Annotated in this window: 12 protein-coding genes; 2 read left to right on the top strand and 10 right to left on the bottom strand. The window is 59.0% G+C overall.

Annotated elements, in window-relative coordinates; genetic code table 11:
• Positions 1 to 38 precede the first annotated feature (38 nt).
• The gene (locus CRO50_RS18965; RefSeq protein ID WP_097147513.1) at positions 39 to 278 is read left to right on the top strand and encodes a hypothetical protein; all 240 of its coding nucleotides are present in this window, start codon (positions 39 to 41) and stop codon (positions 276 to 278) included.
• A gap of 120 nt (positions 279 to 398) precedes the next feature.
• A complete protein-coding gene (locus CRO50_RS18960; RefSeq protein WP_097147512.1) occupies positions 399 to 1502 on the top strand; it encodes a Fic family protein in 1104 nt (367 codons plus the stop codon).
• Positions 1503 to 1520: 18 nt separating this feature from the next.
• Here the strand turns inward: CRO50_RS18960 and CRO50_RS18955 are convergent, their stop codons facing one another.
• The 10 genes from CRO50_RS18955 to CRO50_RS18910 form a co-directional block, all read right to left on the bottom strand.
• Positions 1521 to 2612, bottom strand: coding sequence for a beta family protein (locus CRO50_RS18955; protein WP_097147511.1), 1092 nt, complete (start codon positions 2610 to 2612; stop codon positions 1521 to 1523).
• On the bottom strand, positions 2581 to 3903 hold the full coding sequence (locus CRO50_RS18950) for an ImmA/IrrE family metallo-endopeptidase (RefSeq protein ID WP_198431756.1): 1323 nt from the start codon (positions 3901 to 3903) through the stop codon (positions 2581 to 2583). The genes CRO50_RS18955 and CRO50_RS18950 overlap by 32 nt, the downstream gene beginning before the upstream one ends.
• A 191-nt stretch (positions 3904 to 4094) precedes the next feature.
• Positions 4095 to 5303, bottom strand: coding sequence for a GIY-YIG nuclease family protein (locus tag CRO50_RS18945; RefSeq protein ID WP_097147509.1), 1209 nt, complete (start codon positions 5301 to 5303; stop codon positions 4095 to 4097).
• Positions 5300 to 7384 (bottom strand): DEAD/DEAH box helicase, encoded by a 2085-nt coding sequence (locus tag CRO50_RS18940; RefSeq protein WP_097147508.1) that lies wholly within the window; start codon positions 7382 to 7384, stop codon positions 5300 to 5302. The genes CRO50_RS18945 and CRO50_RS18940 overlap by 4 nt, the downstream gene beginning before the upstream one ends.
• Before the next feature lies 1 nt (position 7385).
• Positions 7386 to 8210, bottom strand: coding sequence for an Abi family protein (locus tag CRO50_RS18935; protein WP_097147507.1), 825 nt, complete (start codon positions 8208 to 8210; stop codon positions 7386 to 7388).
• Positions 8207 to 8998, bottom strand: coding sequence for a hypothetical protein (locus CRO50_RS18930; RefSeq protein ID WP_097147506.1), 792 nt, complete (start codon positions 8996 to 8998; stop codon positions 8207 to 8209). The genes CRO50_RS18935 and CRO50_RS18930 overlap by 4 nt, the downstream gene beginning before the upstream one ends.
• Positions 8995 to 11685 (bottom strand): class I SAM-dependent DNA methyltransferase, encoded by a 2691-nt coding sequence (locus CRO50_RS18925; protein ID WP_097147505.1) that lies wholly within the window; start codon positions 11683 to 11685, stop codon positions 8995 to 8997. Before CRO50_RS18925 ends, CRO50_RS18930 begins: the two co-directional genes overlap by 4 nt.
• Positions 11686 to 11791: 106 nt before the next feature.
• Positions 11792 to 12073 (bottom strand): WGR domain-containing protein, encoded by a 282-nt coding sequence (locus CRO50_RS18920; RefSeq protein ID WP_017468265.1) that lies wholly within the window; start codon positions 12071 to 12073, stop codon positions 11792 to 11794.
• 84 nt (positions 12074 to 12157) lie between these two features.
• The gene (locus CRO50_RS18915) at positions 12158 to 13090 is read right to left on the bottom strand and encodes a DUF2493 domain-containing protein (protein WP_088652820.1); all 933 of its coding nucleotides are present in this window, start codon (positions 13088 to 13090) and stop codon (positions 12158 to 12160) included.
• A gap of 363 nt (positions 13091 to 13453) precedes the next feature.
• The gene (locus CRO50_RS18910) at positions 13454 to 14485 is read right to left on the bottom strand and encodes a DUF7146 domain-containing protein (protein WP_097147504.1); all 1032 of its coding nucleotides are present in this window, start codon (positions 14483 to 14485) and stop codon (positions 13454 to 13456) included.

The raw sequence follows: 14485 nt of genomic DNA, 5'->3' as shown, positions 1-14485 counted from the left end.
GGTGACGAGTTACGAGGTCCATTTAGGAGGAACGCATTATGAACACGAAGCCCCGCCTGACCGGCGAACCCATTATGCGCATCCTCTGCAAGACATCTGAAAATCTGGTTGGCTACCTTTACCAATGGAATAATGGTGACGTGCAGCCTGCCTGGTTCGACGGCGCCATGGCGGACGTTCGCTATGAACCATTCATTCAAGCGCCGGAACAAAACCCTGTCGATCCGAAGACCCTCAGACCGCGTCAGCAAGATCTGACGCACCTTGAAAAGGCCTAGCTCAAGGCCTCGCGTCGGTTTGTGAGCCATCCCATCCCGCAGGTCCTTTGAGCGATAGAGTTGACTTCTATGCCTCAAAAGTGATCTAGCCATGAGTTATAGAAAGGATGTCTATAACTCATGGCTTGGAACTGGACGCTGCCCGATTGGCCGGATTTCCGGTATGACGCCTCCGCTCTGGAGCCGTTCGAGCAGACGTTTCTGCTGTCGTCCGGGGAAATCCTCGGCGCGGTCCATCATGTCAGCCAGCCGGAGCGCGAGCAACTCCGCATCGAACTTCTCAGCGAGGAAGCGATGCAAACGAGCGCCATCGAGGGCGAAATCCTCGACCGGCTCAGTGTCCAGTCTTCGCTGCGCCGCCATCTGGGCCTCGATCCGGACAGCACCCCTGCCAAACCGCGCGAACAGGGCGTCGCGGAAATGATGGTCGACGTCTATTCCAGCTTTGCGGACAAGCTGAGCCACGAGACGCTGTACCGCTGGCATCGGATGCTCCTGTCCCATGACCGCCGGTTGGAAACCATCGGGGCCTACCGACACCACGCCGAGGCGATGCAAATCGTTTCCGGCCGCCTTGACCGGCCCACGATCCATTTCGAAGCGCCGCCCTCGGAGCGGGTCATGCCTGAGATGGAGCGATACGCGGATTGGTTCAACAAGACCGGGCCCGGGGGAGCAGAGCCGCTTCCAGCGCTGACGCGCGCAGGGCTAAGCCACCTCTATTTCGAGAGTATCCACCCATTCGAAGACGGCAACGGCCGCTTGGGTCGCGCCCTCGCGGAAAAGTCGCTGGCGCAGAACATTGGCCAGCCGACCCTCATCTCGCTCGCCTTCACCATCGAGAAGGAGCGCAAGGGATACTACGATCAGCTTGAGCAGCATCAAAAAACGCTCGAGGCGACCGATTGGCTCGTCTGGTTCGCGGAAACTGTCTTGAAGGCCCAACAGGTCACACTCGACCGCGTCGGTTTCTTCATCAGCAAGGCACACTTCTACGATCGTCACAGAGACCGCTTGAACGAACGTCAGGCCAAGGCCATCGCTCGAATGTTTCGGGAAGGTCCTGGCGGATTCAAAGGCGGCCTCAGCGCCGAGAACTACCTCAAGATCACCGGAACCTCACGCGCAACCGCGACCCGCGATCTGCAGGATCTGGTCGAGAAAGGTGCGCTCAGCCGAACTGGTGAGCGACGCCATACGAGGTACTGGTTGAAGCTTGGGTAAAAAAGCTGAAACACCAAGTCAGAAAAGGCTTCCCTGTTCCGCGAATTCACTGACCGGATCCTCGTCAAATACAATTCCGGAAATTGCCCCCAGATCCCGGACTACTTGAACAAGATGATGAGCCGTGTTTAGTTCCCTCCAGCCAGTCGCATCGCCGCAGGTTTCGGTCAGCCCCTTCGCGTTTCGCCAGATACGGTCGTCCGCAGGGGAAAAGCCCCTGCCGCTGTACTCCTTGCTCTCGATGATCTGCTTGCAGACGTCGCGCATAGTCAGCGTGAAAGCTCCCGAGTCGCTGCCCCTGACCACCAAGGTGTGGGTCTTGCCCGTGTAGCGCAGGTGCGGCCTCGGCCTTCCGCCTCCCTTGCCCTTCGGGAACACCATCCGCCCGCAATCCGCGCCGAAGTCACCGTATGCAAGTCGATCGGGTTGGACGCCGGTCTCTTTCAGGGCCGCCTGGAAGGTGGTCCACTCCGCCCTTGCGATCAACGTGCACTCGTTAGCTCCGACCGGCAGCTTGTCGGGGTACGCCGAAGCTTGGTAGACAATCTTGCTCCACCGCGCCGCGGCGTCCAGTTGGTCGAAGATTTCGCCGATGGCAGGCGCGAAGTCGGCGCCCAGGGGGGCGCCAGTGAAGTCCACGAAGAGGACACACTGTTCAGGCCGGACTCCCGCCTTCTCCACCGCCTCGACCAAAGCGGCGGGATCAACTTCCTCGAAGTCCATGTAGATGCCCGCCCTGACGTCCCCGTCCCGAACGAGCGCCTGACGGGCCGGGTTGGCCAGATCGCCGATCGTCAGCACCGGAAGCAGGCGCGAATTCACGGCCGTGGCGATGCGGAAGAGAGTCGCCACCCCCTCGTCGCCGAGGGCGGCCGCTGCCAGTTGCGGGTCAAGAAACGCACGCCGGTGGGGCCAGCTCTTTCCAAGGCGCTCGCCCATCATGTAGGCAATCTCGTCCAGCGTGGGTACGCGCCCCTTTTCGGGATCGGACTCGGTGGGAGGCGGCACCACGAAGCGCGGGCAGACGTGCCCCTGATAACGGGGGGCCAGCCAGCCGCAGGCCGCGAACTCGCCGGGCTTAGCCCTGAGTGCCGGGTAGTATGGGAGCATCACTCTTTCCTTTCTGGGCTTCGCCCACAAACAGTTTTCTCACGGTGTTCCTCCCGATCTTGTTTGCGAACAGGGACCACTCTCCCCGTTCTTTGCGTATCCGCCCGAACACAATTGCCGGATGGATACCCAATTCGTTGGCGAAGCGCTCGATGACCGAAGCTGACTTCGCTATGCGGGCGGTAGAGCGCCGCCAGCGTTCTTCTGGGATGAGCAGGTTGGAAGCGAAGCGGTTTGCCTCTTCCTCCTGTTCATCGACCGATGTCTCTTGGTCTGTCTGATCGTAGAAGCCTACGGCTAGCCCGGTGGAGAAGTGAAGCGTGACGTGGGCAAGCTCATGCATCAGTGTGAACCAGAAGTTGTCCACGGTGTCGGTCCTTAGGGTCATTCCTATGACCGGTCTACCATCCACGATGAAGGCAGCGCCGTCGATCTTCAGGCCAGGCACCTGAGGCTCCACGATCAAAACGATTCCGCGAGCTGCAAGCACTTCCACTGCCCGGAGCGGCCCGTGGGGGTCGTTGCTCAGGCGGACCAGTTCGGGCATCCACTTGAGTTCAAGCGGCTCGTGAACATCCTCGACGCCTGCGAAAGCATCGCGCGCCCTGGCTGTTACCCTAGCGCGCCAAGCATGGAGCATAACGTCGTCGGTGTGATCCACAACGTTGAGGCCAGTTCGAAGAAGCCCAGGGCTTCCAAAGTCGATCCGGTTCTCTGCGATGTAGCGGCGCAGCTCAGCCTCGGTGAAGTCCTCGGCGAACCAGCCGTTCTCGCGCCCATGCTTGAGGATTTTCTTGATTTCGGATTTCGAGACCCCATCAATCACTTTGTCCAGCCCCCGGAAGGCTGGTTGGTCGGGCATGTCCGCCGTCAGGCGAACGCCGAGCAGCGCTGCGACACGGTTATAATTCTTGAGACTGATTTGGGCGTATCGCTCCGCTTCCCAACGCTGGACCTGCTGCTCCTTCACTCCGAGACGCCACGCTAGGTCTTTCTGCGAGTAACCGTTGGCTATCCTCGCGACGATCAGCATCAGGCCCGGTTCGTGATTGACTAGGTTCTTTAGTGCAGTCGGCTTCTGAGTTTCCTTGGCCTCTTCGTACGCTTCTACCGCGTGGGTCAGGCGCTCGCGCTCGGCCTTCATCATGCGCGAGACCTGCGAAACCACCTCGGGAGGCAGACCGGCAACAACCGGTTCCATCGCGTGCTCCGAGTTCAGTGCCTCAGTCAGACGAGAAATACGGGCGCGTGTGTCCCGCGCTTCCTTCTCGTTCAGGGTGATTCCGTTCATGGTCATGCCTCAATATACCCAACTTATCTGTTGTGGCCAAGTACCCAACAGATAAGTTGGGTGCAAGAGCGCTTCTGCCTCTAACACCCCATCAACCGATAGATTTCGCAATCGCCCTTTGGTGATGACCTCCGTGCATCCACCCCGCCTAGATGCGGAAGCTCCCGATCGGTACGTAATCTAGCCACATTTTATTTCTTCATTACGATTTCTTGAGAGGGTACGTCGTACTCGAACAAATGAAGGCGCCCCTCTTCAATCAGTTTCGCCGCACGGCCGACATGTTCCGGCAAAACGTAAAACCATTCCTTTGGAAAGACCTTCTTCCCGAAGCGGTCCGTCACAAAGAGCTCTGCCGGCCTGGCCGTCGCGAAAAAGCGGTGGAGAAGGTTCTCAACTTTGCGGCGGGACAGGTTTTGAAGCTCGTAGGTCGCGACGATGTCCACTGGTGCTAGCAAAAACGTTGGATCGTTACGAGCATCTGCAACCCGGCGCGCAACATCCTGACTGGTGACACCGATCTTGTGCAGGATCATTCGCTGAGTTCTGATCGACGGATCATCCGAGCGCGACCGAGCGACGTAAATTGTCCCAGACAATTCTAGTTGATCAGATTCCCAGTCCGGATCGAGGGGACCAAGCCCGACCTTCTGAACCATTCTGGCCGTCTTATCGTCGTTGAGCGACTTGCGGAACGAAGACATGAGAGGATCACTCTCCATGCCGTTGGAAAAGATGACCCGAAGTCTGTGGTCACGAGAACCCCCTCGCGCGGACATTTCGGATTTCTCAGCAATCATCGCGAGAAGGCCGTTGCGGATGAAGAAGTCGCCTTCTATGGGCTCAATCACGGACCATTTCTTTACAGGCAGTGCTTGGCGGTCGCCCGCTTCCAAAGCCTGCTGCACCGCTTCAAAACGCTCTGCGAACTGGTCGAAATCGCGACAGGGAACAAATTCAGCCCGATGATCGGGCAAGTGTCGCTCTGCGGCAGGCGTCGTATGTTTCAAATCGATCAGAGACGCATCGACGGAAAGCTCTTCATCGTCGAAAATTTCATCTAGGCTGTCAGGCACGTCAGAAACTAGCGGCTCATCTCGCCATGATTTCAATGCCTGCGCTGTCTCGTCGTCCAAGAGCCCAAACCGGTCCTCCAGCCGCATCTGGTCTGTCGGCGCAGACTTGATCGATGCCCAGATCGAACCGATCCGCATCTCGTCGTGGTCCACCGCATCAGGATCGGGAACGCGCCCGTGTTTCTCAAAGAATGCTGAGACTTCTCTCAACGCGCCAGCCCCTTGGTCGGAAGCTACAGCGGCGCGGCTGCCGCGCAGCCTAACGTCCAACAGTCCGAATTCATCGTCTTCCGCAAATATGTCATCCAAGCTCGGCCGCGTCATTGCATCGCGCCCTCGCGCAGCCGCTTCGCCTTCTCAGCTTTCAGCCAGGCCAGTGCCTCTGCCATCCGCTTCTCCAAGGGATCGGCAGAATGAACGTTCGGCTCACGTCCCTCACTGGCCCGGAACGCCTTGATCCTCGGCCAAAGTGTTCGAGCCTCGTCGCCGGTCATATTGACCCGCAATGCAACCATCGCCGATTGGACATGTGCCAAGAGCTCCGAGTTCAAAGACTTCGATGCGACCTCGAACCGTTCACGAAACGTGTTCACGCTATCGATGAGCTCAACATCGATGTCGCGGACGTTGATGAATTTCTTGACCATCTGCAGCAGCGTATTGGGGGCGCTGTCTCCGGCTTCATCCCCATCGTCGTCAGAAGCGTCCGCCTTGCCGGGGCTGCCGGTCAAAGGTGACTGCCCTTCAGCGAAGCCACGCTCAGCTTCTCGCCGCGCCAAAGTTAGCACGTTCATATGCGCCGCAAGGTGTTGCCGAACAGACTCGGCCTCTTCTGAATCCAGAGTTTCGTATCTGCGCTCGATGATGTCCGTCAGAACCATTTGCGTGGCAACCTCAGGCGCCGTGTCGGGAGAAAGGACCCGTCTATCCATTTCCTGGTAGGCGGTAGCCATCAAGTCGTGCATGTCCTTCTCGCAGATTTCCCGAGCTCGATCAGTGGGTGGCTCAATCAGTCCCTTGATACCGATTGTAACGTTGCCTTCGGCGTCAGTCCCGACCGGGGCACGCACGTCGCCATCCTCGCGCCGATAGAATTTGAAGTTGGGTGCCAACACCTGCTCCATAAGCAGAGAACCAGAAATGGCCTTCAGCATGTCGTTGACCGCGTCCGTCACAACGCCGGTTTCCACACCCGGCTCGGCAACCAGGTTGGTGAAGAGCGCACGCGGCTTACCCGGCGCATCGCGAGTGGCTCTCCCGATAATCTGCACGATTTCTGTAAGCGATGACCTGTAGCCGATCGTCAGGGCATGTTCACACCAGACCCAGTCGAACCCTTCTTTCGCCATACCAAGCGCAATTATGATGTCGACCTTCTCGCGGTCCGCCGTATCGTCTCGACGACCATCAGCGCCTTTGATCTCTCGCGAAAGCGCAGATTTAACGATGTCCCGGCCTGGTCCGTCATCAACCAGATCGGCGATTTTCAGAATCTGCCCTTCTGGCCTGCGGACCAGATCAAATCCGGTCTCAGGATCGCGACCTTCATGGACACCCAAGAGGTCGAGAATCTTTCCGACTTCGTTGTATTTGTCGTCGAATGCCTCGGACGACCCCCGATGAGGAATGTGGATGATCGTCTTTTGGTCAGGGTTCAGCACCCCTGGCAATCCGTTGATGTAATTACCCTTGTAGAATTCGTAGTTGATCCCGAGTGCCTTGAGAAATTCGTAGCCTTCCAGCTGCTCGTAGTAGCTATAGGTGATCTTGGTGAACCGATCCTCATCCTCTGGCCGCAACACTGGATCCGCATCCCCACGGAAATAGCTGCCGGTCATTGCCATCACATGGCATTCCGCTCGGGAAATCAGACTGCGCAGGATCACGCCCAGCCGGTTGTTGTCGGAGGCAGAGACATGGTGGAATTCGTCAATGGCGATGAAGCAATTGTCAAAAGCCTCGATGCCCGCAGTTCTTGCTACCTCATCGAAACCGAAGCGGAATGTGGCATGGGTGCAGACCAGCACCTTGGCATCGCTTTCCAGAAACACCTGAAACGCCTTGACCTTTTGCTTGTCTGCGTCCTCGCCCGTCAAACAGAGGTTCCAGCGATCATCGACCTCCCAGTCCGCCTCAAACCCGTAGCGGGTCAGATCCGTCGAGCGGAATGACCCGCCAATCGATGTCTCGGGCACGCAAACGATCGTCTTTTCCAGCCCCTGATGAAGCATCTTGTCGAGAGCGACGAACATGAGCGCGCGGCTTTTGCCAGCTGCGGGCGGCGCTTTGAGCAAAAGGAACTGCGCCGCTCGGGCGGCATAGGCACGGGCCTGCATCGGGCGTTGGCCCAACTTGTTGGTTGTCGAGTTGGAGCGCCCATACGTCACGTTCACCATTTCAACCATGTCATTCTCCCTTCGGGCGCGCGTTGATAATCTGGTTCACACGGCATCGGGTTGCTACCCATGCCTCCAAGTCCGGAGAGGACCACGCGATCAGCTTTAACGCGTCTTGGTACTTCGATGATGGGCCTTTGTCGAAGATCGCATTGTGGTGCGCGATGCGGTTACGCCAACGGCGAACGCTTTCGATCAAGTCGTGCAAGTCTTCCAGCTTGGCATCCCATGGAGCGTGCTTGAACACCCGCTGAAACCCTTTCGGGAACAGATAACGCTGGAATCGCTTGGTCGTCAGATGCTCCCAAAACCCGAAAGACAAAGCCGAAACCATGTGGTGGGCGTCCATAACGTCACCTTGTTGATCGGTCTCATCAGCGATAGCGTTGTCGAGGTCCTTCCTGCGAACAGGGTCCAGGATTTTCAGGAAGGTTGCGTTTTCAAACCATCGCGGGTCGCGGTACGTCAGGGCGTTGTGGATGCTGTTCCGGCAGGTCACTTCTGCCATATGCAAAGCAAAGTGGAAGGCCTCGGACAGGTCGCAGTTCCAGAGGTAGATGTCCTCGCGCGCCACCCCGGCATCACCCGCCGCAGGGGCGTATCGCTGCAGTCTTCGGTCGCTCAGGCAGTCGGTTAACAGCTTCTGAACCCTAAGATCGGTCAGAGTTTGAACTTGATCCGTGGCCACATCAGCGCTATCTATTGCTTTGTGAGACGCGGTGAGGTTGCCTTTAGGTGCTTCGGCAGGCTTCTGGCCCCTCCCGTGGACAAGATCATGAGGCGGGCCTTCGGGCGCCGCCTCGCTTGTTTTTTGGGGCGCGTTCTGATCGGTCATTTCGCGCCCGCCTTCTGACCACGATCTTTCAGTATCGCCTTCTCGAACCACGCGGGGACACTGGTAACGTCAGCCTTAGAGATGTTCTCGGGCACGTCCTTCCAGAAAGACACGATGGCATCAGCGAACGCCTGCAATTGTACATCGCTGACCTTGAGGTGTGTATGATCACGCCACTCAATACCCAAGTCGTTGTAGAATTTAACGCCATTTTCGTCCGTAAAAGGATCGACCACGTACTCGGGAAACTCCCTCTTCAAATTTTCAAATGCCGTGCCCTCTCCATGCTTGTAGACATTCACTACAAGTCGGCACGCATCCAGCAGCTTGAAATACCCAGTACTGCGGATCTTCCACCCGAAGCCTTCGAGCAGGTCAGCGAGGTCTGAAAAGTTCGCCTTCCAGATCTTTTCGGCGGCCAGATCCCCCCGGTGCCAATGTCCAATCTCACGCACCAGCCAATCGCGAAGCTGCTTGTCCCATTCATGGAACATGCCCGCGACCACACTCAGCTGGGTCTGATCACGCATTTCCGAGAGCAGGCGGTAGAACTCGATGCCCGCCTCTCCTGCCGCCTCATAGAAGCTCCCCGGATCGTCTCGGTCGGGATCGAAACGGTGGCTGTTGTTCTCGAGCCAGTCTTCCGAGGCCTTGTCCGCCTCAGCTTCTATGTTCTCAAACTGCGTGAGAAGCCGCTTGCGTGCCTGTTCGACAAAGAACAAGTGTCCGTCGATCAGCGACTGGCGAAACGGTCCCCACATCTGGAACAATACATAGGTCCCCGTCATGCGCGCGCGCCCTTCTTGTCTTGCGACTTCACCTTGGCGGCATAGAGCTTGAAGAGCTTTTCCAGCCGCTCGGTGTCGTTGCGGAAGGGGCGGCCGATATACATCGTCTCCAAGAGATCGTCGTTTTCGCGATGCACGGCGCGCAGGTCGTCGGGCATTTTGTCGGGGTCGTAGAGCTCGGCGATGGTCTTGGGGAAATGCGAGTAGCGGCACTTGAGGATGCGCCGCGCCGAGGCGGATAGCTCTGCCAGTTGATCCTCGCTGAACTTCGGCACGGGGAAGGTGTTCCAACCGAGGGTGTTAGAATAGCGGAAATCAGACTTCAGCTTGCCGCAGACTGTAGCGATCCAGACCAGATGCAGGCGAGAAGCGATCAGGGCGATGCACCATTCAGGGGCGTCGTAGAGCACTTGGTTAAGATTTGAAGCAATAACATCAGCCCCAACCCGTTCAACGGGCAGATAGGGGCGTCGTTCCGATGTGACGCTGGGGACGAGGATGGAATGGGATTTAGCTTCAAATACTTGTTTGAAGCGATAGGATAATGGGAGCAACTTTTCGCGCACATACGCGTCCGTGCTTCCAGCTCTAAATTCGGCAACTCTTTCGATACGCGATGCTATGGCCGGAATAGACTTAGCCTCGTCGAGTGTCTGTGGCGTAATCCAGAGGCAATAGCGGCGATACCCGTTGACGACCTCCTTGGACCCCATGAAGGGTCTGAAGAAATCTCTTGTGCGCGGCTCTTGTTCTAGCAGGGCGTCTTTCTCTTCAGCTGTGAAAAGAAGATATCCCCCTTCGACAGGCTTGTTGCCGTACTCCATGGAAGGCAGACCAAACAAACCGTTACGCGTGCCTTCAACAGCCACAGTTGGCGCATTCACTAGGTAGCCGTTTATGTTGTCTGCCGAACTTTCCAAATTGTCAGCGAATAAGCGTTTTGGCTCTTTAGACTGGTTCCGAATTCCAATGATTGAGCAAATCACTGCTGCATTCGCAGATGCATTGTTGCGCCACTTGAAGTCCTTGTGGGCAAAACCGATTTCCAAATTACTGCCCAGAACATGGGGCCATAGCGCAGCCACGGAATATCCTTGGCAGATCGAATTCGTCGACACCAAGGCGGCCCGCGCGGAATAACCGCGAATGTAGCGGGATGCCTTGAAGAACCATGCAGCGACGAAGTCGAACGCTGCGAAGCTCTTGATATGTTCAGCGAATACGAAAGCGAGATCTGCCTTCTGTTCCTTGCTCTGGTATGTGGATCCTAGGAATGGCGGGTTACCAGCAATAAACACTTCCTCGCCCTCGGCGGGCGGAGGACAGACCTCATCCCAATTCTCACGCAGCGAGTTCCCCGTGCGGATATGCGCCGCGTCTTTCAGCGGGAGCGCGGCAGGACGGCGGCCAAAGACTTCGGCAAAGCTGGCATTGGCCTGATATTCGGCAATGAACAGCGCGAGCTTTGCGGTCTCTGCCGCAAAGTCAGCAATCTCGATCCCATAGAAATTGCTGATCGGGATGGCCGAAAACATCTGCATCGAGCCGGGGCCGTTGAGTTCCTCCAGCCGCTGCAGGATTCGCGTCTCTCGCGCTCTGAGTTCGCGGTAGGACACGACCAGAAAGTTGCCCGAGCCACAGGCGGGGTCAAAGACGCGAATGCGCGACATGCGGTCCAGCACTTGCTGCAACGCTTTTGCGCGGTCCCAGGCCTTGTGGATCTCGGCATCCAGATCATCAAGGAACAGCGGCCCGATCACCTTCATGATGTTCGGCACCGAGGTGTAGTGCATCCCCAGTTCCGAGCGCTGCTTGGGATCAGCCACCGACTGGATCATCGACCCGAAGATGTCAGGGTTGATTTCGCGCCAATCAAGATCGCAAGCATCGCGCAGGTAGCGGAAGGAGATCGTGTCAAACCGCGGTGCGTCGATGGTGCCCGCGAACAGCCCGCCGTTGACGTATTCCAGCTCTGCCGTCCATGCTGGCAGGGAGCCGCGCTTGTCCTTGGGCAGGTTCATGGCGTTGAAGGCGGCGATGATGGTTTCACGCGCCTCCTCGCCCTTGTCGCCCGCATGAGTGAACAAAAGGCGCGAGAACTGGTTGTCCGGGAAGATGCCGACGTCTTCGGCAAACATGCAGAAGATGAGCCGCATCATCAGCTGGTTCATCTCGTGCCGCCGCTCGTCGCTACCCCAGTCCGGGTTGGCCTTGGTCAGCGCATCATACAGACGTGCGAGCTTGCCGGTCGCTTTCACGTCGACAGGGTTCTCTTCGACCGCGCGATAGCGTTCCTTGCCCGCGGCGGGCAGGAAAAAGCCGAAATGATCACCTAACTCGCTGAAGGTGCAATGCAGTGTATCGCCTGAAGCTGGATGTTCAGCCGCAATGGTTTCGCCATCGGACGCGATCAGGATCGCGGGCTTGGACGCCTTGGTCTTCTTTGAAGCGCGCAGCTGATCGAGCGTGACATCGGTCAGACCCTTTAGCGCAGGCGCGTAGTGGAACTTCTTGTTGAACAGAACGCCGCCAGGAAGATCCGACTTGTTGGTCGAGCCGTTTCGCAGTTTCGAAATCGCAGCCTTGGCCGCGTCCGTCGCCTCAGCAAAAGCAAAAGGGAATTCATTCGGATCAAATGGCTTTGCCGCAATCTCGGCAAGGGCATCGTAAATTTCAGTCGGGTTCATCAACAGGCCTCGGAATTCGTTACACTATTCGTAGTCAAAGAAGCGGCCGGAAACTACCGAAAATAAACGCGAAATACACGCTTGGCGAAATCTCATTTGCCGCTTTTCAATCCATTTTCTGCTCTGCGACAGCTCGATACCCTCGCCGCGTCTTGCTCGCTGCGAGCTTCAACAAGGCGGTCACAGCATGCCCCTCGTCCGGGTGCCGTTCGATTAGCATCTGCCCTCGAAACCCGATACGGCCCCATTCCCGCACAAGGCATGCGCCGCCAAACAGGTCTGGCTGAACGCTCATTCGATAGAAGCGCCGCATGTTGAGAGACGGGTCGATCCGCTTGAGATCGACCGTCGTCGGGAACACTTCCATTTGCTGCGATGTGTCGAACATGTTGTTGATGCCTCTCTCCAAACCACAATATCAAGCGCTCTTCGACGTTTCCACAATGTTCTGTCCCGGATTGAAGTCGGGGGCTCACGCCCCCTTCTCGAACTTCATGACCGGGATGCCAAGCTTCTTGGCCTTGTCGGCGAGGTTTTCCTGGATACCGGTTCCAGGGAAGACAAGGACCCCGACCGGGAGCACATCCAGCATCGCGTCGTTGCGCTTGAAGGGCGCGGCCTTGGCGTGCTTGGTCCAGTCGGGCTTGAAGGCCACCTGCGTCACGCCCCGGGCTTCGGCCCATTTGGCGGCGATGAGCTCTGCGCCCTTCGGGCTGCCACCGTGCAGGAGGACCATGTCGGGATACTTGGTCCGGACCTGGTCGAGCTTGCCCCAGATCAGGCGGTGATCGTTGAAATCGGTCCCGCCGGTGAGGGCGACCTTGGGGCCTGCGGGAAGCATTACCTCGGTCTCGGCGCGGCGCTTGGCGGCCAGGAAGTCGCGGCTGTCGATCAGGGCGGCGGTCATGTGCTGGCGGTTCACCATCGAGCCGGTGCGGGGGCGCCAGGTCGATCCCGTGTGATGGACGAACTCGGTGGCGGCGTGATCGCGCATCATGTCCATGCAGTTGCGCCGTTCAACGAGAGTCAGGCCTTCGGCCGTCAGGCGCTCGAGTTCGACGGACTTCACTTCGGAGCCGTCCTGCTCGCGCTGGAGGCGGCGCTGCGCCTGCTCGTTCTCATCGAGCGTCCGCTCGATCCGGGCCGTGGCGCGGTGGAAGAGGTTGACCTGGCCCCAGAGCACCTCTTCGAGGTCGGGTTCCATACGGGTGTCTTCCAGGGTCGCGACGAGGGCGTCGAAGATGTCGGCGACGGCGACGGCGAGGCGCTGCCCATCGGGCATCGGGCGCGGATCGGGCTCGTCGAAGGGGCGATAGCCGTAGAGCTGGAGCTCGTCGAGCGCATGGGCGGTCTGGGATGCGCTATGGGCGGGTTCATACGCGTCGTCGTGGGTATGGATTGTCATCGGTTTCTTGCCTCCGGGCCTGTCTCGTCCGCGCGTCATCCCGCGCGGCCTTCATGGGCAGACCCGAGCCGTCGGGGCGGTTGCCCCTTCACCCCGGCTTCACCGGGGCCGGAACAGCGTGGAGGAGGTCGGCAGGGAAGCTATTTGTCTCGCGATGCAAAGGCGGCTCTGCCGCCGGCGGAAATAGGTTCCCTGCCGACCTTGCAGGGGCAACCGCTTTGACGGCCTGCCCATCTCTTGAAGGCCGCGCAGGGCTGACGGGTGGATGCGCAAGGCCCGGGATGGGGTGAGGAAGACGATCCAGAGCCACGACTGGGATGCTGCCCGCTGCCCCGCACTCCCAGACCCCCTGCGCGATGCAGCTCAGCTGGGCAGGCGATGCCGATCCTCTGGCCCGATCTGACCTGCCAGATGCTGGCGCAGTGCGTCCTTGCCGTTCGCCCGAAGATCATCGTTGAAATCCCCGAGCCGCGGTTCCAGCACCCGCACACGCACCCCGACCTCGGAGGCTCTGGCGCTCAATCTCTCTGCCGCGCGTTGGCCAGCGGGATCGCGGTCGATGGCGATGTAGAGGCGCTGCACCCCCTCCGGCAACAGGACCGCCCCGAGGTGACCCGAAGAGAGTGCCGCCCAGACGGGCAGACCTGGGATTGCCTCGGACAGGGACAGCATGGTCTCGATGCCTTCTCCGACGACGAGGATGTCATCCTGCGAGGTCAGCTTGACTGCATTGCCGAGGAGGTGACCCATAGCCCGACGCTGTGGATTCACTGCCGCCTTCCCCTGTCCGTCAGGCGCCAGCCAGGTGCGATGCGCTCCCTGCACGGCCCCTGCCCCATCGGTGACCGCCGCGATTATCGCAGGTCTGGGGATGCCCCGGGTCTGCCCCTCTTCCCGATGCCAGCACTTCGGGTGGAAGCGTAAGGCGCCGTTCGCCCCGAATTGGGTGATGCCCCGGGAACGGAGGTAAGTCTCAGCAAGCGTGCCTGTGATCGGGTTCGAGGCAGCAAACAAGCGTGCCGCCGCCGCAGGAGTGCCACCGGGCGCCTTGGCCTTCCTCGGCTCTTGCCTATCCGGGACGACCGGCTGCGGACGGCCAAGATGCGCTCGGGCCTCGGCGAGAAGGTCGGGGAAGCGCGTGATCCCCGTCCGGGCGCGGATGATGTCCAGGAGATCGCCATGCTCGCCTGTGGCCCCATCCGTAAACTTGCCCGCTGCCCCTGGTCCCGACGCAGGGCCCGTCAACCGCACGAAGAGCGACCGGCCGGGGTTGTTCTGCAGATCGCCGACGATCCAGTAGGATCCTTCCCGCCGTCCGGCGGGAAGGTAGGCACGACAGACGCCTTCGGCATTTTCTGCCAGATCGCGCACGAGGTCTTCGGTCTCGGAATACAT

The organism is Pseudooceanicola antarcticus (genome assembly GCF_900215355.1).
GTDB classification, from domain to species: Bacteria; Pseudomonadota; Alphaproteobacteria; order Rhodobacterales; family Rhodobacteraceae; genus Pseudooceanicola; species Pseudooceanicola antarcticus.
This window is presented reverse-complemented; position numbering and strand designations above follow the sequence as displayed.